The organism is Halorubrum sp. CGM5_25_10-8B (genome assembly GCF_005435095.1).
In the GTDB taxonomy this organism is placed as follows: domain Archaea; phylum Halobacteriota; class Halobacteria; order Halobacteriales; family Haloferacaceae; genus Halorubrum; species Halorubrum ezzemoulense.
The window spans coordinates 179,226-203,310 of the sequence record NZ_SGTY01000005.1 but is presented as its reverse complement, the minus strand read 5'-3'; the positions used below and the strand labels follow the sequence as shown (position 1 = coordinate 203,310).

Annotated in this window: 18 protein-coding genes and 3 pseudogenes; 16 read left to right on the top strand and 5 right to left on the bottom strand. The window is 59.0% G+C overall.

The annotated features are described in order from the left end of the window. Positions 1 to 17 precede the first annotated feature (17 nt). Positions 18 to 2,399, top strand: a complete 2,382-nt coding sequence (gene ppk1 / locus EXE51_RS06535) for a polyphosphate kinase 1 (RefSeq protein WP_137692277.1) — start codon at positions 18 to 20, stop codon at positions 2,397 to 2,399. Between the two features lie 88 nt (positions 2,400 to 2,487). On the opposite strand, the gene EXE51_RS06530 is transcribed toward ppk1, so the two are convergent. The 3 genes from EXE51_RS06530 to EXE51_RS06515 form a co-directional block, all read right to left on the bottom strand. After that, positions 2,488 to 3,171 (bottom strand): metallophosphoesterase family protein, encoded by a 684-nt coding sequence (locus EXE51_RS06530; RefSeq protein WP_137692276.1) that lies wholly within the window; start codon positions 3,169 to 3,171, stop codon positions 2,488 to 2,490. Positions 3,172 to 3,583: 412 nt separating this feature from the next. Beyond that, complete coding sequence (locus EXE51_RS06520) at positions 3,584 to 4,519, bottom strand: metallophosphoesterase (protein WP_137692275.1); 936 nt, start codon at positions 4,517 to 4,519, stop codon at positions 3,584 to 3,586. Then, positions 4,516 to 4,974 (bottom strand): hypothetical protein, encoded by a 459-nt coding sequence (locus tag EXE51_RS06515; RefSeq protein ID WP_137692274.1) that lies wholly within the window; start codon positions 4,972 to 4,974, stop codon positions 4,516 to 4,518. Before EXE51_RS06515 ends, EXE51_RS06520 begins: the two co-directional genes overlap by 4 nt. 146 nt (positions 4,975 to 5,120) lie before the next feature. Between EXE51_RS06515 and EXE51_RS06510 the strand changes: the two genes are divergently transcribed. The 7 genes and pseudogenes from EXE51_RS06510 (at position 5,121) to EXE51_RS06480 (ending at position 14,979) form a co-directional block, all read left to right on the top strand. Then, positions 5,121 to 7,025, top strand: coding sequence for an ABC transporter substrate-binding protein (locus tag EXE51_RS06510; protein ID WP_137692273.1), 1,905 nt, complete (start codon positions 5,121 to 5,123; stop codon positions 7,023 to 7,025). A gap of 83 nt (positions 7,026 to 7,108) precedes the next feature. Continuing rightward, complete coding sequence (locus EXE51_RS06505) at positions 7,109 to 8,149, top strand: ABC transporter permease (protein ID WP_137692272.1); 1,041 nt, start codon at positions 7,109 to 7,111, stop codon at positions 8,147 to 8,149. Between the two features lies 1 nt (position 8,150). Further along, a complete protein-coding gene (locus EXE51_RS06500) occupies positions 8,151 to 9,584 on the top strand; it encodes an ABC transporter permease (RefSeq protein ID WP_137692271.1) in 1,434 nt (477 codons plus the stop codon). Then, positions 9,581 to 10,621 carry an ABC transporter ATP-binding protein gene (locus EXE51_RS06495; RefSeq protein WP_137692270.1) on the top strand — a complete coding sequence of 347 codons (1,041 nt, stop codon included), beginning with the start codon at positions 9,581 to 9,583 and terminating at the stop codon, positions 10,619 to 10,621. Before EXE51_RS06500 ends, EXE51_RS06495 begins: the two co-directional genes overlap by 4 nt. After that, a complete protein-coding gene (locus EXE51_RS06490; RefSeq protein ID WP_137692269.1) occupies positions 10,618 to 12,135 on the top strand; it encodes an ABC transporter ATP-binding protein in 1,518 nt (505 codons plus the stop codon). Before EXE51_RS06495 ends, EXE51_RS06490 begins: the two co-directional genes overlap by 4 nt. A 432-nt stretch (positions 12,136 to 12,567) precedes the next feature. Then, complete coding sequence (locus EXE51_RS06485) at positions 12,568 to 12,876, top strand: amphi-Trp domain-containing protein (RefSeq protein ID WP_137692268.1); 309 nt, start codon at positions 12,568 to 12,570, stop codon at positions 12,874 to 12,876. A 740-nt stretch (positions 12,877 to 13,616) separates the two neighbouring features. Then, positions 13,617 to 14,979: pseudogene (locus EXE51_RS06480) on the top strand (restriction endonuclease). Between the two features lie 13 nt (positions 14,980 to 14,992). On the opposite strand, the pseudogene EXE51_RS06475 reads toward EXE51_RS06480, so the two are convergent. After that, positions 14,993 to 15,563, bottom strand: a pseudogene (locus EXE51_RS06475) (hypothetical protein). Between the two features lie 376 nt (positions 15,564 to 15,939). Between EXE51_RS06475 and EXE51_RS06470 the strand changes: the two are divergent. From EXE51_RS06470 to EXE51_RS06440, 7 genes and pseudogenes are all read left to right on the top strand, one after another. Next, positions 15,940 to 18,789: a lamin tail domain-containing protein gene (locus tag EXE51_RS06470; RefSeq protein ID WP_137692266.1), complete on the top strand. Its 2,850-nt coding sequence runs from the start codon at positions 15,940 to 15,942 to the stop codon at positions 18,787 to 18,789. Positions 18,790 to 19,152: 363 nt separating this feature from the next. Beyond that, the gene (locus EXE51_RS06465) at positions 19,153 to 19,503 is read left to right on the top strand and encodes a DUF5821 family protein (protein WP_241990598.1); all 351 of its coding nucleotides are present in this window, start codon (positions 19,153 to 19,155) and stop codon (positions 19,501 to 19,503) included. 180 nt (positions 19,504 to 19,683) lie between these two features. Further along, positions 19,684 to 19,965, top strand: a complete 282-nt coding sequence (locus tag EXE51_RS06460; protein WP_137692265.1) for a helix-turn-helix transcriptional regulator — start codon at positions 19,684 to 19,686, stop codon at positions 19,963 to 19,965. A gap of 157 nt (positions 19,966 to 20,122) precedes the next feature. After that, positions 20,123 to 20,425, top strand: a complete 303-nt coding sequence (locus tag EXE51_RS06455) for an AbrB/MazE/SpoVT family DNA-binding domain-containing protein (protein ID WP_099289277.1) — start codon at positions 20,123 to 20,125, stop codon at positions 20,423 to 20,425. After that, positions 20,425 to 20,844 (top strand): PIN domain-containing protein, encoded by a 420-nt coding sequence (locus tag EXE51_RS06450; protein ID WP_137692264.1) that lies wholly within the window; start codon positions 20,425 to 20,427, stop codon positions 20,842 to 20,844. Before EXE51_RS06455 ends, EXE51_RS06450 begins: the two co-directional genes overlap by 1 nt. 134 nt (positions 20,845 to 20,978) lie before the next feature. After that, positions 20,979 to 21,176, top strand: a pseudogene (locus tag EXE51_RS18225) (antitoxin VapB family protein). Continuing rightward, entirely contained in the window at positions 21,136 to 21,570 is a 435-nt protein-coding gene (locus EXE51_RS06440; RefSeq protein ID WP_241988273.1) for a PIN domain-containing protein, read from the top strand. Before EXE51_RS18225 ends, EXE51_RS06440 begins: the two are co-directional and overlap by 41 nt. A 495-nt stretch (positions 21,571 to 22,065) precedes the next feature. Here EXE51_RS06440 and arsN2 read toward each other — a convergent pair whose 3' ends face one another. Further along, positions 22,066 to 22,509: an arsenic resistance N-acetyltransferase ArsN2 gene (arsN2, locus tag EXE51_RS06435; RefSeq protein WP_080508672.1), complete on the bottom strand. Its 444-nt coding sequence runs from the start codon at positions 22,507 to 22,509 to the stop codon at positions 22,066 to 22,068. Positions 22,510 to 23,256: 747 nt separating this feature from the next. Here arsN2 and EXE51_RS06430 point away from each other — a divergent pair. Then, positions 23,257 to 23,985 carry a DUF6498-containing protein gene (locus EXE51_RS06430; protein ID WP_049933346.1) on the top strand — a complete coding sequence of 243 codons (729 nt, stop codon included), beginning with the start codon at positions 23,257 to 23,259 and terminating at the stop codon, positions 23,983 to 23,985. The last annotated feature ends 100 nt before the right edge of the window (positions 23,986 to 24,085 follow it).

Below are 24,085 nucleotides of genomic sequence, written 5' to 3'. Positions count from 1 at the left end.
ACCTTACGGGTGATTCTGTGACCGACAGAGACCTCACGGACCCAGAGTACTACCTCAACAGGGAACTCTCCGAACTGGCGTTTCAGGAGCGAGTTCTTCGAGAGGGAATGGACGATCGGAATCTGCCGCTCGAACGGCTCCGATTTCTCGCGTTCTTCACAAAAAACACCGACGAGTTCTTCATGAAGCGCGTCGGCGGACTCAAACAGCAGATCGACGCCGGTGTGACGAAGACGACGCCCGATGGACGGACACCGAAAGAGCAGTGGGTCGAAGTACTCGACACCGCACGCCCGCTCTTTGCGCAGCAGTCGGAATACTGGCAGTCTGTTCTCAAACCGACGCTCGCCGACGAAGGGATCGAGATCTGTACCCCTGAGGAGTTATCCGAAGGAGAACAAGAACAGCTACGGACGCACTTCGAGGAGTCTATCCTGCCGACACTAACGCCGCTCGCGTTCGATCCTGCTCACCCGTTCCCGTTCATTTCCAACCTCTCGCTTTCGCTCGCTGTGCTCTCGTCGAACGGGGGTGACGAGCCGACATTCACCCGGATCAAGATTCCGCCGAATCAACCCCGCGTCATCAGCGTTTCTGGCGAGGCTGACAGGTACGTTCTTATCGAAGACCTCATCGAACGTAACCTCGACTTGTTGCTCCCCGATCTCGACATCCGTGACGTATCGAAATTCAAGGTGACGCGAAACGCCGAGGTGCGGCGGAACGAAGAGGTCGCCGAAGACCTCGTCGATATGGTTGAGGAGGTTATCGAACAGCGACGCTTCGCGACGGTAGTCCGGCTAGAGGTTGACGCCGATATGCCCGACGAGTCGCTGGCGATTCTCAAAGATCAGCTCGGGGTCGACGACCGAGAAGTGTTCCACCGTGAGGGACCGATCGACTTCGAGGACTTCTTCGAGCTCATCGATCTCGATCGCCCCGATCTCAAGCCGCCGGCGTGGTCACCAAAGCCTCATCCCCGATTAGGCTCACTGGCGAGTGATACTAGAGACGAGACGAAGAGTATCTTTGACGAAATTAAACACGGGGACATTCTCGCGCACCACCCGTATCACTCGTTCGAGGGGACGGTTCAGCGATTCCTCAACGCGGCCGCGACCGATCCCGACGTGCTCGCGGTGAAGGCGGCGATCTATCGAACCGCGAGCGACTCGAAGGTAATTCAGAGCCTTATAAATGCCGCCGACAACGGCAAGCAGGTCGCGGTGATGGTCGAACTGAAGGCTCGGTTCGACGAGAAAAACAACCTCGAATGGGTTCGGCAACTCGAAGAGGAGGGCATCCACGTCGCGTACGGGACTGTAGGGTTGAAGACGCACACGAAGACGGCGCTCGTCGTGCGTCGAGAGGACGATGGCGTTCAGCTCTACTCGCATATCGGCACCGGAAACTACCATTCAGGAACTGCGAAAGGGTACTCCGACTTGGGGTTGTTGACCGCTGATCGAGACATTGGATTCGATCTCACGAAGGTGTTCAATTTCTTCACCGGACCGACGCTTGACGACCGCTTCCGAAAACTCTTGATCGCACCCGTCACGATGCGTGAGCGGTTCACGGAGATGGTCAGACGAGAGGCCGAGCATGCTCGTGCTGGTCAGCGAGCACGGATAGTGGTCAAAATAAACGGGCTTGAAGACCCGTCGATGGTCGAGGAACTTTATCGCGCTTCGATGGCTGGTGTCGAAATCGATTTAATCGTTCGAGATATCTGCCGGCTTCGTCCCAGTATTGAAGGACTAAGCGAGAATATCACCGTCCACTCGATCGTCGGCCGATTCCTCGAACACGCTCGGATATTTTACTTCGAGAACGGAGGCAGTCCCGAGTGGTACATCGGCTCCGCCGATTGGATGACCCGGAATCTCGATTATCGAGTAGAAGCGGTCACGCCGGTCGAAGACACGCAACTGCGCGAACAGCTCCGATTCATTTTGGAGGCGTCACTAACAGATAACCGCCGTCGATGGGTGATACAAAGCGACGGAACCTACGAAGCGGTCTCTTCCGACGACGACCCGGTTCGAGACATCCAAGAGATATTGATGGCAGCGACGGAAGCAGCACTCGACCACGGCTACGGTCCGGGAATGATCGTCGATACGGATCTGATCGAGGAAGCGCTTCTCGTTGAGGAGGTCACAGAGAGCGAGACGGACGCTCGATCCGAGGGGTCGGACGAAACCGGTCTCGATGCCGATGAAGAACAGACCCACTCGGATGGGGGAGACGTGTCTGTGTTCGACGCGTACTCTGATCGCTGGTACCGTCCTGATAGCGAGACGTACGACTGGGCTGTTCGGACGGCGGCGGGCGACCGACGATACTTCAAAACGCGAGAGGGAGCACGGGATCGTCTTCAGACTGAGTACGAGTAATTCAGCTCAGAGTGGCGTTTAGCACGGTGTCGCTTATTCACCGCCAACAGCTTTTCGCGTATCGGGAGGGAGGTCTGAATGGAGTCACTCAGGCCGGATCGACAATTTTCGAGTTGGCGCGTTCTTGATGCGTCTTCGCCTCTACGGTGAGGAATTCGTCGTTCCGGTAGTCGTACGCGGTGAGCGTTCCACCGTAGACGCAGCCGGTATCGAGGCCGACGGCGTGTTCTCGCTCCACCGGGTGGTCATGAACGGTATGACCGAAGAAGACGCGGTAGGGTCCGTCGTAGTCGTCATACCAAAACGGTCCGTCGTACCCATCACCATGCGGGGAACGCATCGTCAACAGTTCCTCAACGGTGTGGTCTGAAAGCGACCGTTGGGGGTCAATACCACCGTGGACGACGAGCACGTCATCGAACGAGATGGCAACCGGAAGCGATTCGAAGTACTCGCGGTCGCCCTCGCGGAGCCAGTCCGGGTGCTTGTCACCGCGCACGATCTTCTGCTCGTTGTTTCCGCGGACGCTGACGAGACGCGGATCCCCACGGACAAGATCGATAACACCGGGACTGTCTGGCCCTTTCCGCACGAGGTCACCGACGAAGACGACAAGATCGTCGTCCTCTAACTCGAGTTTTATGAGGAGCCGCTCGAGAATTACTCGGCTGCCGTGGACGTCTCCGACAATGTAGATCTCCCCGTAGCTGTCGGTTTCGAACCGTTCATGTTGTGCTTCAACGCCGTCACCGAACTGTGGTTTCGTGTTCATGTGGGTGGGTCCAGAGTCGAAACAGTTCGTCTGAGGATTAGACTCAATTGAAAGTATTACACTCCCGAATTAATCAGTTTGTATTAGTGGACTATACTGCTATGTAGTTCTTGATGGCGAAGTGTCCGAGTCGACTGACCCTTTCTCGATCGTTCTATTGTATTTTGAACCGGAGGCCGGTCGCCAGTCCACAGGTTTGACACTCGGATTCCTGTGTTGTCGGTACCGACGATACTTGACGATCCGCTTCGTCAGCGGATTCGCTCAGCGTCATCGCTGAAACCAGCCACATCGCGTCGTCGAGAATCGCTACATTTCGGCCGCGATGTTCCACCACCACCTGCGGCGCGCGAGCGAGCTGCTGGTCGGGGCGGACCTCAGCGACACGGACCCGTCGGAATCGGAGGGGTAGCTACTCGTACACGAGCGGGAAGCTCGCGAGGCGCGCCGCCGCGATTGCGGTCAGCCCGCCCGACGTGACCGAGTCTTGCGAACGCTCCGCGTGGCCGAGTTCGAGCCCCGTCTCGTCCGTCACGGGAACGAGCCGGACGGTCGTGCCCTCAGGCGACGTCTCGCAGAGGAGGTAGGACTGGGGGAACGAACAGGTCGTCGGCGCCGCGAGCTCCCGAACGCCACGATACTCGCCGGTGGCGGGCAGGTGGTAGTGACCTGTGAACACCAGTTCGGCGCCGCCCGCGGCGAGCACGTCGGCAAACGGTTCGGGATCGCGCATCACCGGAGGGAGGCCCATCTCCGGTTCGACTTCGCGGTGGGCCTCGATCTGGTCGCTCACCGGCGGGAAGTTGTGATGGACCAGGATGAGGGGGTTCTCCGCCGTGTCGAGCGTTTCGGCCAGCCACTCCAGCGACTCCGCCGTCACCTGGCCGTCGTGGGACTCATAGAGGCGCTCACTCGTCCCGGAGCTGTTCAGTCCAATGAGGTCTAGTCCACCGAGTTCGACGTGATAGGGGATCTCCCCCGGACCGTATTTTTCGGCAAACCACGAGACATCGGGGGAGTCGTGTTCGTCGCGCTTCTTGGGTACGTCGTGGTTGCCCGGGACAGCATAGAAGGGAACGTCGAGTCCCGCGAGTGTCTCATCGACGGCGTCGTAGTTCCACGGTTCGCCGTCCTTGGTCAGATCGCCCGGCGAGAGCACCGCATCGACGTTGCGGGTGGCGATGTCCGCGAGTGCGTTCTCGAAGTGTTCGCGGGTGTGTTCAAAGAGTTTGGAGGTCCCCGTTGCACGGACGCCAACGTGCGGGTCGGCGACGACGGCAAAGCGGGTGTGTTCGGCGGCCGGCGCGTCGAGACGGGCCATCAGCGGGCCGGCGGACTCGTCGCTCATACGTCCTCCGGGAGGAAGTCGCTGGGATCATCGTGGCGGAAGCTACTGAGGTGGGTGCCGTCGAGCAGCTGAACGTGGGAGTACATTACCCCGCGCTTGCGGGCAGCCGTGGCGAGATCGCCGGCGTGAGCGAGGTTCACGGCACCGACCAGGAGAACCGCGAGGTCGCGCTCCGCGTCGGTCAGCCGCGTGAGGACGAAGAGGTCCTCGCCCTTGCGGCGGTTGAAAACCTCGTAGCCGTCGAAGGCGGCGCGCTCGACGGCGTTGGTGAAGTTGTCGGCGTCTTCGCCCTGTGCGAGGTAGATTAGCCCGAAGCGGTCGGTGTCGCCGTGTGCGGGCGGTTCGGGCGCGACGTGCCCCGCGCGTACGGTGATGACCTCCCAGCCGTCGTCGCGCAGCTCTGTTTCCATCTCTGTTGCCGACGCGAGCGTTTTCGCCCACCCACTCTCGGTCATGAGTGGCGGTTCCCGAGAGGCGGTAAATGAGTTTGTATTTCATATATGTGTCTCTATTTGGAACTATATATTAATACTTTACACCCTACCCCGACACTTATTGGAAATAGCAGCAGTAATTATGGCATAAGCGATACAATCATTTGATGGTTCAAAGCGAAACGCGGCGGGGGTTTCTCACGGCGGCAGGCGCTGGTGCGGTAACGGCGCTCGCGGGCTGTTCAGGAGACAGTGAGTCGAGCACCGACGGTGAGTCGAGCAACACCGAGACCAGCAGCGGTAACTCAGGCGGCAACGGGGAAGAGGCGGAGTTTGGGTCAGGTGGTACCCTCCAAATGATGGCCACCGGATCAATCCAGACCCTTGACCCTATCAACGCGAAGGGTTCCGGAGCGGGATACAACCAGTACAACAGGCAGTTGATGCACTTCCCGAACGGACTGTACCCACCAGAAGGGGCGTTGGCCGAGGACTACTCGATGTCTGACGACGGCCTGACCTACACTTTCCAGCTCCGGGATGACGCCGTGTTCCACAACGGCGACCCGGTCACGGCCGAGGACTTCGTCTACTCCTACCGACGACTGGCTGGCTCCGAGAACTCCCGAAATCAAGACGATATCATCGGGCAGACGATGACTATCGACCATGAGAAGGAGGCCTCTCGGGCGGCTCCCGAAGACGAGACGACGCTTGCCGATTACATTCCAGGGTCGCTTGCGGTCGAGGCCGTCGACGAGACGACCTTCGAGTTCACGCTGCGCTCGCCCTTCCAGTACACGCTGTTCCAGATCGCGGGCGGTGCGTTTGCCGTGCTCCCTGAGAACGCTGTCGGTGACATCGAGGGGTATGACGGCGAGTACGAGTACAACGAGTTCTTCTCAACCGCCAACGGCGGTCCGACCTTCGCCGGCGCAGGCCCCTTCCAAGTTGACTCGTGGACGAAGGGGAACCAGATCCAGCTCACAGCGTTCGACGACTTCTACGGCGGCAGCCCTGACCTCGATGCTATCACCTACACCGTTGTCGGGAGCGGGAACACCCGGTTAAGTCGGTTCCGTAACGAGAACGCAGACATCCTCGAAGGGATGCCGACGGCCTCGTTCAACCCGAGCAACGTCTCCATCGAGTCGACTGAGGGTAACCGCTCGGTCGGGACCTACGAGTTCGACGACGGGATGACCGTCAACTACGGCGAGATACCATCTCTCTCGACGGAGTATCTCGTCTTCAACACGCTCGAAGTCCCCATTGCGGTGCGGAAGGCGTTCGCCTACGCAATGAATCAGGACGACATCGTCAACAACGTCTATAAGGGCAACGCGTTTGCCGGTTACCACATCACGCCGCCTGCGCCGTATCCGACTTTCGAGGACGGCGTCAGTTCAACGGAGACGTATAATCGCCACGCTGAATCTGGGTATCAATCCAATCTGGAGGCTGCGTCTGACGGTTACCCCTACGGCTACGGCGAGACGGACCTGGAAAGCGCCCGCCAAGTGATGGAAGAGGCCGACTACGGCGAGGACAATCGCTTCTCAATCACAGGTACTACCATTTCGGGGAACAGCGCCTACCAGTCGGTGTTCAGCCGCCTCCAGTCGAAGCTTAACTCCGCGTACATCGACATGGAGATCGAGGAGGCTGAGTTCGGGACCATCATCAGCCGCGCAATTTCCGGCGATATGGAGGTGTTCGGCCTCGGTGACGGTATGGAGTACCCTGGCCCCCAGAACTTCCTCCGGTTCCTCTATGGGCGCAACCCCGGCGGCCAGTTCACCCGCTGGGGCGCCGAAGGAAGTTACCACGACGACGCGCTCCGCCAGCAGGCGCTTGAGGCCTGGGACAACAACTACGCTGCGGACGACGCCACTAAGGAGAGTCGGAACGAGGTGTTCCAGACCGTCGAGGAAGTCAACTGGCTCTCGATGCAGGAGCTCCCCTTCGCTCATACCACCAGCCAACGCTTCTGGCACGACCATGTCGACGTGGAGATGTACGGCGTTATGGAGAATCAGGCGTTTGACGGAACCCAACTCGCCAATCAGTAAGACGCCCCCATTGGATTCCCCGGCGACACCCGTTTATCGATAATGTACCCGCGACAGAACCCCTACCGCGACGAGACGGAACCGTGAACAAGCTCAAATATCTCGGCAAACGCCTGCTGATGAGTGTTCCTGTGGTATGGCTCGGGGCCTCCATGACGTGGTTCATCATCTTTATGGGCCCCGTTGACCCGGCATCCCGGCTGCTTAGCGAGGGTCAAACCCGGAACCCAGCCGCCTACGAAGCTGCCCAGATCCAGTTGGGGCTGAACCAACCCCCGCTTCAACACTACCTCAACTGGATGTCAAACCTTGCTGTCTTCGATCTGGGCCAGACTTGGCTTCTTTATCAAGGATCAAACGTGAACGCGCTCATCCTTGACTTCCTGCCCCGTACCCTTTGGTTAGGCTTCTGGTCCGTGTTCATCGCGGTGTTCGTCGGCGTCCCCCTCGGCTTCTACGCGGGGATGCGCTCGAACACAGCCTCGGACTACGTCGCCTCGATGGGCGGTATCGTCTGGCGTGCCATGCCGAACTTCTGGCTCGCTATCATGCTGCTGACGGTGCTCGGGAGCGCGTACACCCTTGCCGCGGGCGACTTCTTCGCCTTAAATCTCGACTGGCAGACGATCGGGCCGAGCATAGACGCCATCAGCGGCAGTCCGGACCTTTCCCGTCTCAACACCGTCGACGGCTTCCTCGCGGCGACAAAGAAGGTCCTCCCGGCGGCCGTCGTCCTCGGCTCAGCCTCGATGGGCAACGAAATGCGCATCGGGCGGACGGCGGTATTGGAGGTCAGAAACGAGGACTACATCGACCTCGCGAAAGCGAAGGGGGTCTCGGACCGCGCGCTCGTCTGGAAGCACATCCTGCGCAACGCGCTCGTTCCTCTCGTGCCGATCATCACCAGCGAGGCGTTCCTGCTCATCGGCGGGTCGGTGTTAGTGGAGACGGTCTTCGGCATCAACGGGATCGGCAACCTGTTCTACCAAGCGGCGATTCAGGGCGACCTCCCGCTCGTGGGGACGCTCATGTACGTGTTCATACTCATGATAGTCGGCATTAACCTCATCCAAGACCTGTTGTACACGCTCATCGACCCCCGCGTCGGGCTGGAGGGTAACTGAGATGGCGCGCGCACACGAAACAACCTCTGGAACGCTGCTTCCGACGAACTCACCGGCCGCCGTCTGGGCCGCAATCGGGGCCGTCCTCTTGATGATAGAGGCGGGGGCGTTGTTCGGCTTTATTATCGGCGTTTTCGGGGATCTCCTCGCGGTGACGCCGTTGCCCGGAGCCGCGTTCGTCACCGCCGTCGAGACTGCGGTGGAACAGATCCCCACGTTGCTCTCCCGGGAGGTAATACCCAACGACGGCTACTGGAACGGGAGCCGCTGGGTCGGTACATTCCTCGGGTTGCGTCCCGGCCTTGCGTGGGGGATTCGAGCCGCGCTGGTCTACCTCTACGCCTTCGCGTTCGCCGGCTGGGTGATTCTCGGCTACCGCCTCTACCGCCGCGAGTATCGCACGGCGGACTGGACCCCCCGCGACGACATGGTTGACCGATTCCGCGGGCACAAGTGGGGTATCTTCGGGCTCGTGGTTGTGTTCATGTTCGTTGTGATGGCCGTTTTCGCGCCGGTGCTCGGGCCAACAACTGTCGACGAGAACATGCGCAACTCCTACTCCAACGAGATAACGTACTGGGACAGTGAGGCCGAAGCGGTACAGACGACGCTCGTCGGGGAGGCGAATCTCGCCTCCCAATCGCGGGGCGACAACCCCGAGCGGGTGCTCCCGATGGAGTACGACGATTTCGGACGGTTCCACCCCTTCGGGACACTCCCTTCGGGACAAGACCTCTTCACGTTCATCGTCTCCGGTTCGCGACTCTCTTTGGTCATCGGGCTCCTCTCCGTCGGACTGAGTGCGGGTATTGCGGCGTCACTGGCGCTGGTGGCAGCCTACTACAAGGGTCGTACTGACTTGGGGTTAGTGCTCGCATCCGACTCGGTGATGGCGATGCCACAGCTGCTGCTTCTCATCATGCTCACGACAGTTCTTAGTGGGACGTGGTTGGCCGAAATATACAGCGGCGGCTTCGTGTTGGCGCTCATCTTTGCCGGAACCGGATGGACCTACATGTGGCGCTCCCTGCGGGGGCCGGCGTTACAGGTCTCCGAGCGCCAGTGGATCGACGCCGCACGGAGCTTCGGCCAGCGGCCGCTAACCATCATGCGCAAACACATGCTCCCTTACATCACGGGCTACCTGCTCATCTACGGGTCGATGACGCTGGGGGGTGCGATAATCTCTATCGCAGGGCTCTCGTATCTGGGGTTGGGCATCGCGCCCCCGACGCCAGAGTGGGGGCGTGCTATCAACCTCGGCCAAGACTACGTCGCGACTGGGTCGTGGCATATCTCCCTGATCCCCGGCCTTCTCATCACGCTGGTCGTCACCGGCTTCAACGCGCTGGGTGACGGCGTCCGTGACGCCATTGACCCACAGAGTGACGCCACGACCGAGGACGGCGCGGCCGGGCGGGGTGGTGGGGCATGAGTGTCGGCCCAAACGAGGAGCCACTCCTTGCCGTCCGCGACTTAGAGGTTGTCTTCCACACTGAGCACGAGGAAATACACGCCGTCGACGGCGTCTCCTTTGACATCCACGAGGGTGAGACGGTCGGGCTCGTCGGTGAGAGCGGCTCGGGTAAGTCGGTGACTGCCCGCTCCATACTCGGGCTTGTGGACTCGCCCGGCAGCATCGAGGGAGGCGAGATCGGTTTCCGTGGCGATGATCTTACCGACGACAACTGGGAGCGCCACCGGGGAGATATCGCCATCGTCTTTCAGGACCCCTCCAACTCGCTGAACCCCGTCTACACCGTCGGTAATCAAATCAAGGAGGCCTTACGCATCCATCAGGGCCTCCGTGGGAACGAAGCGACAGAAAGGGCGGTCGGACTCTTGGAGGACGTGGGAATTCCTGACCCGCGCCGCCGCGTCGAGGAGTATCCCCATCAGCTCTCGGGAGGAATGCAACAACGCGCCGTTATCGCGATGGCGCTGGCGTGTGACCCCGACCTACTGGTCTGTGACGAGCCGACGACGGCGCTGGATGTCACCATCCAAGCCCAGATTCTCGACCTACTTGCTGACCTCCAACGCGAGGAGAACCTTGCCATCCTTTTCATCACCCACGATATGGGCGTCATTGAGGACGCCACCGACCGGGTGAATGTTATTTACGCGGGCGAAATCGTTGAGCGCGCCCCAACTAGGATATTGTTTTCGGAGCCGGCCCATCCCTACACGGAGGCGCTGTTACGGAGCATTCCCGGCCGGACGAACGCCGCGGAGCGGCTCCCGACGATCGAGGGGGAGGTTCCGACGCCGACCGGCCGGGCCGAGGACTGTCGGTTCGCGCCGCGCTGTCCATACGCCTTTGCCGAGTGCCGTGAAAAGCCCCCGGAACATGTCGACGTTGGAGCCGAACGCTCTGCTGCCTGCCTGCTCCACGAGGACGGAAGCGGGGGGGCGGCCGAACGGACCGTCTTCGACGGCAGCGAAGCCGTCAGCGGGGGTGATTCGGCGTGACCACCGCCGAACCCCCCGTGATCTCCGTCGAGGAACTGAAAACATACTACGAAGAGGATGGATTCATCCGGTCGTCGCCACCTGTAAAGGCGGTTGATGGCGTCTCTCTCGACATCCACGAGGGCGAGACTATCGGGCTCGTCGGCGAATCGGGCTGTGGGAAGACGACGCTCGGGCGGACGATTCTGGGGCTGAACAACGCCACCGACGGAACCGTCACCGCAGCGGGGACAGACGTGACCGATCTGAGCGGGCGTGAACGACGGCGCTGGCAACGCCGCGTCGGGATGGTGTTCCAGGACCCACAAGAGAGCCTGAACGAGCGGATGACTGTTGGCGAAATCATTAAAGAGCCTCTGAAGACCCACGATTGGCCGTTCCTCCGGGTCGCAGTAGAGGACGTCGATGCGGAGGTGCAGGGGAGCGACGTGACGCCGTGCCGCCCCGACCGGGCCGCCGACATCACCGTTCGGCTCCGCAGCGACGGCACCAAGGTCACCGTGCGCGAGGGACTCCCGCTCACGGCTGAGGACCTGAACGTCAGCGTGAGGCGTGACGGGACGACGACCGTCTCGGTCGCCGTCAAGCGGCACAAATCGGAGCTACGCCGTGAGCGCGCCTTCGAACTTCTTGAGCAGGTGGGGTTGACGGAGGATCACTTCTACCGTTACCCGCACCAGTTCTCGGGCGGGCAACGCCAGCGTATTGGCATTGCTCGGGCGCTCGCGTTAGAGCCGGATTTCCTCGTGCTCGACGAGCCCGTGAGCGCGCTCGACGTATCCGTACAGGCGCGCATCATCAACCTGCTGGAGGATCTTCAGGACGAGCTTGGGCTGACCTACCTCTTTATCGCTCACGACCTCAGCGTCGTGCGCCATATCGCGGACCGGGTCGCCGTGATGTATCTGGGTAACATCGTGGAGCTGGGCCCAACCCGTGAGGTATACGAGAATCCCGCACACCCCTACACTGTCTCGCTACTCTCGGCTATCCCCGGAAGCGGCTCGCCATGGGAGGGTGGGCGCGTCACCCTGCGTGGAACGCCCCCGAGTCCGCGGGACCCTCCTGCTGGCTGTCCGTTTGCGACGCGCTGTCCCGCCAAAATCAGACCCGACGAGTGGGAGTTCCCGGAACGGACGTGGCGTGCGCTGGACGAACTGCGCGTCCTTTTCCGGACCCGCGCACGATCCGAGCGCTCAGCGACCGCGGCACTCAAGAGCCTCGTCGGTCTTGACGCCGCCGGGGAGAGTCTGACCGAGACTGTCGAAGAACTCCTCGCGGAGCACGACCTGTCGCCAACAGCTAAATCCGTCATCGAAGAGGCACTCGAACACGCGCGAGCCGGTGACGACGCGGTAGCCGCCCAACGACTGCGCGAGGCATTTGGATCGCGCTGTGACGAGGAACACCCCAGCGGCTACGATGAGGGGCCGGGACGGACGAGCGCGTGTCTCCGTCACGAACCCGAGTACGAGAGTGTCGCAGAGGTCATCGCGGCTCGGGAGGACGAATGACCGGGCAATCTAACCCGGACGCCGCTATCACCCGAACGCCCCGTGCCGGGGCTGTGTACGTCCGTTTCCTGTTCTGCGCGGATATCGCCGTCAAGACGAAATCAAAAAGCGTGGACACAGTCACGTGAACCGATCGCGGTGACGACCGCTCTGTCCGGACTTGGACCGATGCTTCAGTTATCACGACCGTTTCGTTCTGGTATCGTCGTTCGTTGACTGTTAGACGCGTTTAGACTCGTCCTGTGTCGGTAGCGCCTCCTTCGAACGCCTGCGCCAGCAGACGGGGTTCGAAGGGGAACCCGAGACGGGCGATTGCGCTTGAGGGGGCGTAGCGCAATGAGCTGTCCCAAGAGGTACCCCCGGTATCCTTACTGCTCGCTGTCTAGTGACGGTACCACACCATTTATTTAGGCCCGCCTAAAATAATACGTGATGACGCAGTCCGACGCTGACGCTCAAGACGAGACACAGAGCGACCTGACTCTCATCAGAGAGGGTCGAGACTTCGAACAGGAGTACCGCCTCTCCGCCGCTGAGGCAGGGCGTTTCTTAGTTGAAATCGGTGAGCAGCTTCAGGAGAGTGATGAACTAACCATAACCGGTGATGAGTGGAAGCTCCCCTTCAGTTTCGGTGAACCAGTTGAGCTTGAAGTCGAGTACGAAGGCTACGGCGAACAGGAGCTGGAAATAGAGGTTGAAATCCCTGGGCGGACCGACGAGACGGCACCGTCCGTTGAGTGATTGGCTCTCTCGCGATTGACTTCCTCGCCGCCATAAAGCGCGAGGCCCTCCCCCCGAATTCTCCGTAACCGGCCTCCGAGTGCCGACGCCGAACAGCCAGCGCCCGTGACGATATCTGAAAGCTCTCGGCCGCTCGGCATCCTGCGACCGCGCGAGACTACGTCTCGCTGGCTCTCGTTCGCTCCTGAAGACTCACTCCGTTCCTCTTCCGTGCTCCCGCTCGTTACACTCGCGGGAACTCCGCTCATGAGGACGCCGCTGCGCTCCTCGTGCCTGTGGTGCTCGGAGGGTTGGGGACGACCAAGATGGCCCCACCCTTTCTGAGTCCACCAGAATGTCGGCTGTGTGACTGAGCATCCCGGTTGAACAGGTTCTTTCTTATGACATGCCCCGCTCACCGCTTCCCCCCTCCGCGTCGCTCGTGACCGCCCCTCCCGAGCATATGGGCGCTTTCTGTACCGCCCGCGCCCATTTCAGGCTAAAATGAATCTGGTTTCGACGACAGCCTTGAGCGCGTTTTCGGTTTCGCCTCTCGCGGGCTTTCATGTTCCAGCCCTTTGGGCCGTTCCGCGACACGCCTCCGTACATGGCGCGTTCGACGCGCTGATCCATGGGGCCGTGCCGACAGAGTTTCTCCAGCGAATCGCCCGGCGAGGGAGCCCGCCCCCCATCGTCGCGACTTTATCGCCACCGTCGGCAATGTATTTAGTTGTAGCAAGATACTGTCCGATAACCATCGGATGGCAGTACTGGACGACCTCTCGGGGTTCGAGTTTGAGGACGTGATAGAGGACGTGTTCCGCAACCTCGGCTACAAAAATGTTCGTCAGGCTGCGAAGACCGCCGACGAGGGTCGCGACGTCATCATGGAGGAGGTCGTCGACAGCACCCGGCGTGCGATCATCGTTGAGTGTAAGCACACGGAGACAGTCGGACGGCCGGTCGTCCAGAAGCTTCACTCGGCGATCGCGACGTTCGACTTCGACGGCCCGAAACGCGGAATGGTCGTCACCACGGGTCGGTTCACGAACCCCGCTCAGGAGTACGCCGACCGCCTCCAGCAGAACGACGACCCACATCCAATCGAGCTACTCGATGGCGAGGACCTCCGGGAGATCGCCGACGAGATCGGCCTCGACCTCTACAACGGTCGCATCGAGATTCTCTGCGACGAGACGCTCCGCCCGTACGATCCGGCCGCCGACGTCGACGCGCCCGTCATGGAGGCGTTCCGCGACATCGAGAACATCGAGGCCGCCGACCTCCCAGACCCACACTCATCGGTGACGTTCCGCCCGGTGGTCGCGGTCACCGCGGACACGAACGCTGTCTTCGAGACGTCGGTGGGCGTCGTCCACCGGATCAACGACCGGAGCCGATTCGTCGCCCACGCCGAACGCGGGCAGCCGCAGGTCGTCGAGGAGGACGTCGGGACGCTGGTCACCGAGAATCTCCACGCGACGGTCGACCTCGATGCCGAGCAGTTCGGAGAGGTGTTCGACGACGTCGAGGAGCACCGGTTCGGGCAGACCCACGGAGTACAAGGAGTGGGCCGTCGAGCGGCTCCAGCAGCACCACACAACGACGGTGACCTACACGGGCGACAACAACGTCACGTACAACAAGACCTGTGAGCCGAACCGCTCGGATATCTCCGTCCAGTCGATCGAACCAGTGTACCTTCCCGAGGTTCGACACACCACCGACGTCCAGGAGTACACCTATCCCTACGAGTACTACGCGGCAGGGCCGTCACGAGTGACCGCCGAGGACGGCATCCATCGGTGCGTCCACTGTGACGCGAGCGGCGTCGATGAGACGTACACCTACTGTCTGAACTGCGGGGCCATCGCCTGCTCCAGTCACATCAAATCGGAGCGGCTGGAAGGCGAGCCGGTCTGTACGGGCTGTGCGGTGACGGAACGGTTCGCGCTGAAGATGAAGTACTTCTACGACGAGGAGAACCTCGAGGCGTTCCGCGAAGAGTACGCCGCGATGCCACTTCACGAGAAGGCGATGGAGAACAAGTGGCTGGCCGGGGGAAGTGTTGTCGCGACGCTGCTGGTCACCGTCGGACTACTCGTCATCGGCGGCATCATCTGAGCGAGCTGAGCGTTCACGCCGGCTCGGCGACGATCTCTTCGAGCGCATGCTCAAGCGGGCCGTGGAACTGCCAGCTGGCCTGCTCGAAGGCCTTGTCGGTCGGGCCGTCCCAGCGGGGGAACGCGGAGTGACCGCTCACTTTGACGGTCCACTCGGTCGGCTCGTCGAACAGGTTCCGTGTAGGGAGTTCGACGACGTAGAGATACTCCTCGTCGCCATGGATACCGTCAGCCGGATTCTCGACGCCGTGTCCCAGCAGGAACATCGGCTGGTCGAGATGCTCCATATTGGATGAGTCAAGGAGATCCGCTGGCTGTGTTGCTTCGATCGTTCGATCTGGGTCACCATCCAGATACAGGTCGATCGTCGAGAGCTTGTCGAGGAACACGAACGACGCTGCCGTGTACCCCGGTCCTCGCTCGGCGAGGGTCGAGTCGAGAAGTTCCTTCAACTGCGCAAGATCGCGAAGCACGCTCTCCGGGTAGCCGTCCGAATGTCGATACACCTGAGCGACGCGGTCGTTATCAGCTGGTTCGCCGTCCTGGTCCACGTTCGACGAATCTGAGTTGGCTCCGTGTCGACATCGATCATCGCCGGCACGTGTGCGCCGGCACCCATCACCGGCGCAACAATAGACTCTGTATGTCCGCGATCTGTAGCACCTCGCCTTCTGCACCGGGAGAGTGCCTTGATAGCCCCCCGAGACTGTCACCAGCAGCGAATTTGTCCTAAACTGGTGTTCGCGAACAGCAAATTAGTACCTCTATTATGCTATCTATACACGAGGGGGGTGGAGATACCAATGTTTAATATCAATTAAACATACTCTCGTTATGTGGACAGACGGGGGGTAGTCAGTCGTGTGGGAGTGGCAGTCGGCACTCAGCGCTGTTTTCGCAGTGTCGGTCACAGGAACCACAGGCACACCGGACGCCAGTACTCAGTAGTCCACGGTTACCAATGAGACGACGCACGATTTTGCTCGGCCTTGGCGCAGCGACCGGCACCGGCGCAGCACTTGGCACCGGCGCCTTCTCAACAGCATCGGCGGACCGACAGGTGAACATTAGCGTTGCCGACGACGCGAACTCGTTTTTAGCCCTCATCCCGGGCGAGGAAAACGGGCAGTTCACCGACGACTCCGGTGACGCATTAGTGATTGATATTAGTGGTGATGACGGCTTGGGTGTCGGTGTTGATACGGAGTACACCTTCGACGACATCGTTGAGGTCACGAACAACAGCCAAGATCCCACGTTCGTCTGGACGACTATTGGCAGCGCAGCTTTCAACGACGACCAGCTAACTCTGTACACAAATAATCCCGAAACGCCGCTTTCGGACGCAAATGCCGTCGAACTCGGCGCTGGCGAGTCGGTTTCGGTCGGCCTGTATCTTGACACAACCGGGATCGAGAGTGATGAGTACGCTCCCACACTGACAATCGAGGCAGCAGATGACGATCCCAACGGAGAAGATCCGGACGAGGAGCCGGCCCCGCCCACAGAAACAATTCCATCGGTCCAGCTCGACTCCGTCAGCAGCCTGCTGGATGCGAACCAAGAGCCGCTCACTGACGAATCTATCATCCCAATTCAGGCTGAGCCACCTGCGGTCAACAGTGACGAAGACGGAAACGATGATGCGGTGTCGTACCCCGACGATGTCGACATTCCTGTCGTTGCCGTTGACGGCAGTGTTGTCGGCGTAACTGGACCGTTTGTAGCAACCGATACCAACTTCTTCGAGTTCGGCAACGAAGAGTTCTTACTCAACCTCTACGACCAACTGCTCGGAGGGACCGGAACCGTGCTCCACGACGAGAGTCACGGTCAATTCTATACCGTCGCACCGAACGATGGTGATGACTTCCAAGCGTTTGGTGAGTACGCTGAAACCAACAGCTACGTCTACGAAGTGACAGATAATATCGAAGCCGATCTAAGTGGGGCTGATGCGGTAGTCATCACCTCACCGTCCAACGGGTTCACCGAGAGCGAACTCACCACGTTGTCGGGATTCGTCGATGGAGGAGGTATCGTATTCCTTCATGATCAGTCGGACTTCAACAACTTCGACGCGACCGACAATCTGAACGAGATCGCCACGGAGTTAGACGTTGACTTCCGATTTAACGACGATCAGGTACTTGACGACCAGAACAACACGGGGGCACCATTCGTCCCGACGACAGCGAATTTCAACACCGAGGCGTTCCCCGAGCTGTTCGTGGATCGTGATGGGCTTGGTGTCGAATTAGACCTATCAGAAACGTATGAAGTCGATGTGACTGATGTCGCAGACGGTGACACCGTTGACATTGTCTTCGAAAACGGCACCGTTGATACGGTTCGTATTGTCGGCATCGACACCCCGGAAACAGGAGACACCACCGAACGCCTCCAAGAATACGAGGGGATCGACGACGGGCCAGCGCTGAAAAGTGAAGGTGACGACGCAACAAATTACGCAGTCAACGAACTTGCCGGCGAGACGGTGACGCTGTCATTCGACGAGGGGGAAGGCCTACGCGGCAACTTCGGACGCCTCCTCGGCTTTCTTGAACTCCCGGATGGGACCGTGTACAACGAACAGGTGATCGAAGCCGGCGAGGCACGGGTCTATGACTCGGGCCTAAGTCAGCATGATGCGTATTGGGATCTTGAACAGGACGCGCGTGCGAGTGGTGAAGGAATCTGGGAGATCGCCGATCAGGCGGCTACGGATGAGCGGCGTGACGACCCCGTTGACGAGCTGTTCTTCCCGGAGCCGGTCGCTGTCTCTGGACCCGAAGAGCCGGTTGCGTCAGAGGACGGCGAGTCACTGGTCGCCGTTGATCCCGACGCAAACGTCGCTGCGGTCGGAGGGCCGCTGATCGAAGAATCCTTTGAGGCTGGTGAGGGCGGGCCTGGCATCCGGGCCTACGGCGTCTTCCCGTTCCTGACGAACGTGATCGACTACGTTAGCGACGCGACCGGCCCGGTGATCGTCGACGGCGGGCACGGCCAGTTCGCGGCTGATTTCGCTGTATCTGCCGAGGACGCCGCGTATTATCTGCGGTATCTCGAAGGACAGGCGCCCGGGGACGAGGCGTTCATCGATCTCGAAGGCGTCGTCGATCTGGCGAGTGATCCTGGCCCAGATCTGCTTGCCGCAGACGGCACTCCGGCGGCCCGCGCGCTGATCCTCTCGACACCGACTCAAGCATTGAGCTCAGCGGAGGTGACGGCGGTCGCTGACTTCGCTGCCGCCGGTGGGGCGGTGATTCTCCTTGGGAGTGCGGCCGACACTGACGCACTCAGCAACTTTGATCCGGTAGTGAGTGAGCTAGGCACCGATGTCGAACTCACGGATACGGCGGTGACCGACGCACAGAACAATCTCACCGGAGTCGAGACAGTTCCGACAACGACAAACTTCGATACGGCTGGGTTCAGCGAGCTGTTCACACCGTTTACTGCTGATGATCCTTCGGCAGGCGGCTCGTTAGACCTCGTTACGGTAAACGAAGATACCGAGGGTGACGACCTCGCGGAGCCACAGGAAAACGTTGTTTTCGAAAACAGCGGTGACAGCGCGTTAGATCTCACCGGCTACACTGTGTCAGATGCGACGTCGAAAGAGTACCAGTTCCCCGACGGGTTTACGCTTCAGTCGGGCGCGCAGGTGACCCTGTACTCCGGGACTGGCGATGATATGGAAGCAGAATTGTACTGGGGCCAAAGCGCAAGGGCGATCTGGAACAACGGTGGCGACACGGTCAACGTAATCGATGATACCGGCACCACCGTGATCGACGAGTCGTACTAGTGAGACAGCCGTAGCACCGCTTGACGCTGAGATTCTCAGCGCCGAGGTTTCGATCAGACACGCCGGTATCGAAGCCGCGTTAGCGGTGATCACACGGTATGAATACGGCTCGCGGTGCGGATCTGTCACCGCAGAGAGTTGGGTGAGCTTCGCGTTGATATCACCTCGACGTTGAAATACAAGGGATTCTCCGCGAATCTCCGTCATGATTTGCGCTTGGTCACGCTCGATTCGGAGTCGACACGCAGCCGTGCGAACGAAGCGTGTGTGCGCTCGCCAGAATATTTTGTTCTCGATGGGTGGGAGCATGGCTGAATCCTATTCGAGCGGGCTGGTCACCTCCGGGCACCTGCCCTCTCAGTAGTGAAACAGACGCTCCGAGAAGAGATCGGTGACGATATCGCAGCCGAGCTCGACGAAGTCCTCGCACACGCTGAAGAAATTTCCAACAGCAACGAATACCTCAGTATCGTCGAGATCATGCTTATCCTCGCAGCCCGCAACGAGGTCTTCCTCTACGACGTCTCGAAATGGGGAGAGGATACAGGTATCGCTTCGAAAGCAACCTTCTCACGGGCCAAATCAGCACTCGAAGATGCTAGCCTCATCGAGACTGAAAAAGTCCCACCAGATATCGGTCGCCCCCGACTTCGCCTTATCGCAACCGACGAGCTCGCGACAGCAAACCTGAAAACACTCTCCACCGAGATCTAGTCTCTGCTGTAGCATCTGCCCCACGATAGCCAGACTATGGAGACGAAAATACGGTACTCCTCCGACTTAAGCGTGAGATGAAGCAGTCAAAAATCACTGTTTAAACGGTGTGAAACGTATTCTATAACACGCAGTCACCAGATCAATAGTGTTTCAAAACCCGAATGAATAAATTGAGACATGTACGATCTCACTGGCTTTCAGCGCGATCTGCTGTACGTAGTTGCTGGACTTGATGACCCCCACGGACTCGCGATCAAAGACGAGCTCGGGGACTACTACGAAAAGGAAATCCATCATGGGCGGCTCTATCCCAACCTCGACACGCTCGTTGAGAAGGGACTCATCGAAAAAAGCCAGCGGGACCGACGGACCAACGAGTACAGCACTACTCGCCGGGGCACGAGAGAGATCGAAGCTCGGACTGAATGGGAAGCCGGATATATTGACCACAACGGGTAATCGAACCGCTGCGTTCGAGGACTGTTTGACTCTAGTATTTCGCGTTCCTCAAAAGCCGAACCACACCTCGAACTCGACCAAAACATCCGACAGAGGAGTAACAACTATTTGTCAATAAGAAGAAAATTTGATTATGATTGAGATCTAATTATGAACTATGAGTAAGTCAGAACAACCAAATGACTCTGAAAAAGAGATTGTCGCCGTCACTAAGCACGGCCAGGCGACCATCCCAAAACGGTTCCGCGAAAAGCTCGGGATCGAAGCGCCTGGGAAGGTGTTGTTCCGGGAAACCGAAGATGGAGAGGTGATCGTTGAACAGGTCCGCTCACCGAGCGAGATGCGCGGCTTTGCCGCCCGTAGCGAAGCGAGTACAGACAAGCCTGCGTCCGAGATTCTCGAAGAGAAACGCGACCAGGACCGGAATGAACGTGACTCGCAGTTCTCAACTGAAGAATAATGTCGGCTCCTGACCGCGTTGTCTTCGGCGCTGAGCCGCTGATAGCACACGCCGACGATGAACTAGGCAGCGAGGTTGTAGAAGAGTATCTCGACGCGGTCGCAGTCGAGGACACCGTCGGCTACGCCAGCTACGTGAATTTCGCTGAGATCCGGTACACAATCGCCCGAAAGTACGACCGCGACACAGCCGACGAGTATCTCGACTGGCTGACTAATCTCGGTATCAAAACGGTAGATGTCGCCGATACTTGGACGGACGCCTCGGAGTATACGCTCAAGTATAATCCTACGCTTGGCGACTCGTTCGCGCTGGCAACGGCTGAACATGTTGACGCGACGCTCTTCGTTGGCGGTGACGACGATTATGATGACGTCTCCGATATCCCGATCGAACGGTTCCGCGACGGTTCCGCGTAGGCCCGTTCGAAGATCTGGCTTGTCTGTGACCTATAACTGTACCACGGGAAGCCTCGGGGCTTGACCCTGAGGCGGTTCACCGGTCCAACGATAGCGCCAAAAGATAATAACTCGTGTATACAGTTTGTATACACATGAGTACGTCAATCCGCGTCTCTGACGACACGAAGGAGATGCTAGAGAGCCTGAAACGGGATGACGAGACGTTCGACTAGCTGCTCGAACGCCTCGCTCAGACCGAGAATCCGATCAACATCGGCGCGTGGAGCCCGGAAGCCGCCGACCGCGCACGTGACGCCGTCAAGCGCTCGCGAGAGAGTTTTGAGCGGTGATCTTCCTCGATACCTCCGTCGTCATCGACATGCTCGAAGGCGTCCCGGACACCGTCAATTCGTCGAGGACCGCGGACAGCCCTACCTCACGTCCGCGCTCTGCGTCTTCGAGGTGCTCAACGGGAAAATCAGTGCTGGGACCACCGATGTCGTCGCGATCCGGCAGGATTTCGGTGGCGTTCAGTCGCTCGAACTCAACGACCAGATCGCCCTCGAAGCCACGCGGATACAAGACCAGTTGATGGATGACGGTGAGCGCATGGCTGCCCGCGATCTCCTCATCGCCGCGACAGCGCGCTCCACCGGTGCCGAACTCATCGTCGCCGATTTTGACTTCGAGACGAGACTTCTCACCGACTTGATGGACGTGACGAACCTCCGGACCCACGACTGACTGACGGCTCTTCTCCGGGCTCCTCGAGGTCGATATTTCACACGCCTTTCGCACCGGCAACAAGCAGCGCCGCAGTGGCCGGACCACCGCTCCCGAATGCGAATGCCGCAGTGAGCATCGTCGCGAGCAGGCCGCACGCCACGAGGACAGAGGCGGCGTGCTGCGGCGTCGCCGCGTTTGGGTCATGCTCCATCGCGCACTTCTCGCGCCGCGCGCGTCCCTACAGGTCGCTTCCGCCCTGTGTAGCGAAGGAAGCGGCGGCACCTGCCAGTGTCACCGCTCCTAGCGGTGGCATGTCACCGTCGAGATACAGCAGGTGCGCGAAAAGGTTACATTCGCAGATGTCGTCGAGCACATCCTTCTCGGGGGTGTCTAGGGCTCATGAGTTGGCACAAACAGGTGGTCATCGAAGACCCCTTACACATAGTGGGAATCGCTCAGTACAGATGACTCACGAATCGTTCAGTACAGAAGAGCTAGAGAACAGGTCTGGTGCTACAGAGTTTTTTTCATACAGGTAGCTGTTGAAGGGCAGATATCGTCGAATTCTGTAGTTTGCTGAATAGCCCTTGGAGCTGTACTTCGATCTATTTCCACGTATCCCAAGTCGACAAAGAAACTAGAAGCGTTTGTTGTCAACAGGTACAGCGTATCAACGCTGGCAGACTGCGCTTCCGTTTCCACAACCGCACAGAGTGCTGCTCCATATCCCTGGCCTCGCACAGCTTCTTCGACGACAACCGACCGTAGAAGACCGTCAGTCCCATACAATTCGATACCTACGACGCCTATCCGTTCGTCGCCGTCGTAGCCGATGTAGAAGCAGTCTGGCTTCGACCGTACGTCCTGAGACGGCAAGCCATTCGCTTCAAGTCTAGTTTCGACATAAGAGAGAGTGGCTTCGTCCGCTCGTTGGAGCCTGAGGGGTGCCCCAGTCATAATTCAGGAAGGTATCCGAAGCATTTGACATCCTCCTCCGCGTAAACGCGGAGGAATCCTGAGCGTTGGAGATTTCAGGTTTACAGTTCCACCGAACTCCGACACGGTGAGAATCCGTGTGGGGTTCACGGACTGTGACGGGTGGGACTGCTGGGAGTGCCAAGCCCCCGGTACTCCTATCCTCTATCGTGTTCGGACTCCCGGAGTTGTTTTTTCCTCGGGGAGTCCGGCAGACTTCGCTGGACTTGGAGTTACTTTCTGTGGTGCGTACAGCAGTCGGGCACTGTATCGGTTCATTATAAGAACCGACCGCTCACCCAACTGGTTCCGATTACTGTCTCATTGCTTGGGGCGGACAGGCCGCCATCGTAGGACTAACGGGAGTCGCTCTGTTCCCAGTCTGATTCCTATCTATACGTGGGATTGCCTGTCACTTTAAGATGCGGATTGCCAAATCTCAGTGTGGCTATTGTAGTGTAGATTGACTCCGAGTTGTCGGATTCATCCTGCGGCTGAAGCCGCAGGTATTCTCCTTGATCTATATAATATCTTCACTCATCGTCGGGTCGTTCAATGTTGCTCAGTTTCGACCGGTAATAGTGGTTGTATCGAATTGGGTTTGCTGGGGCGAGGCGACACCGGAGTCGCGTCTTATTTCACCAAACGTGCTGGCCACAGACCTTAGCTAGCAGGTTCTGTTTGGAAATGAAAATAAGCATGAACGTGTGAAAACAAACCAACTAGCAAATGGGTGAACGCAGCTGGACATCGGTTGTTGATACCACGTTCAGAGAACTGGGAGAGTCTAGCGACTTTTTCCTTGGGCTCATACTGAATTTTGGACTCATTGTTGGAGTGGTCGTGTTTCAGTGGAACCTCGTTGAGATCGCACTGGTGTATCTCATCGAGGTAGCGATTATCCAGCTCTTCTTTTTTCCTATTGCGTTGTTTACTCCGAAACCAGTAGACGGTCGGGACGGAGACATGTGGGACACCGACCCGACCCCACGTCAGCTGATTGGCTTGTTCCCACCAGTATACTGCCGAAATATCAAATTTGTCTGGTCCAAAGTTGTTTTCAATGCCGTGATTGTCGGCGTTATAATCCGCTCTGTTGCCTCCAGATACAGTCTTGGTTCGGACCTACCCGCGTCAGTCGGCCTCGCGATCGCTGGCATCGTGCTGTTTCAGCTGAGCCGTGTTTGGCGGCACTTTGTTGCTGAGCAATCATACAAACAGAAATCACCGACAGACCCGCTGGCGTTTGTGTACGCCCCACTCACTGAATTGTACTTGATATTTGTATACGTACTCGCCCCCGTGACGTTGGTTTTAGCCGGTATCGCATTCACAATCGATAGCGACCTCAGCTCATTGCCTACATTACTGGTATATCTGATCCCAATGGGATTTATTCGGGCGTGGATAGGAAGCTTGGATCCTCAGACAGACGATTTTGAGGTGAGTTTTAATTGAAGAGTGCGGCCTTGTGGAACTCTTCAGCAATTGACATCCTCCCCGCGCTGAAGGGCGAGGATTCCCATGGCACCGCACCGCTGGGTTGGGATATTGTGGT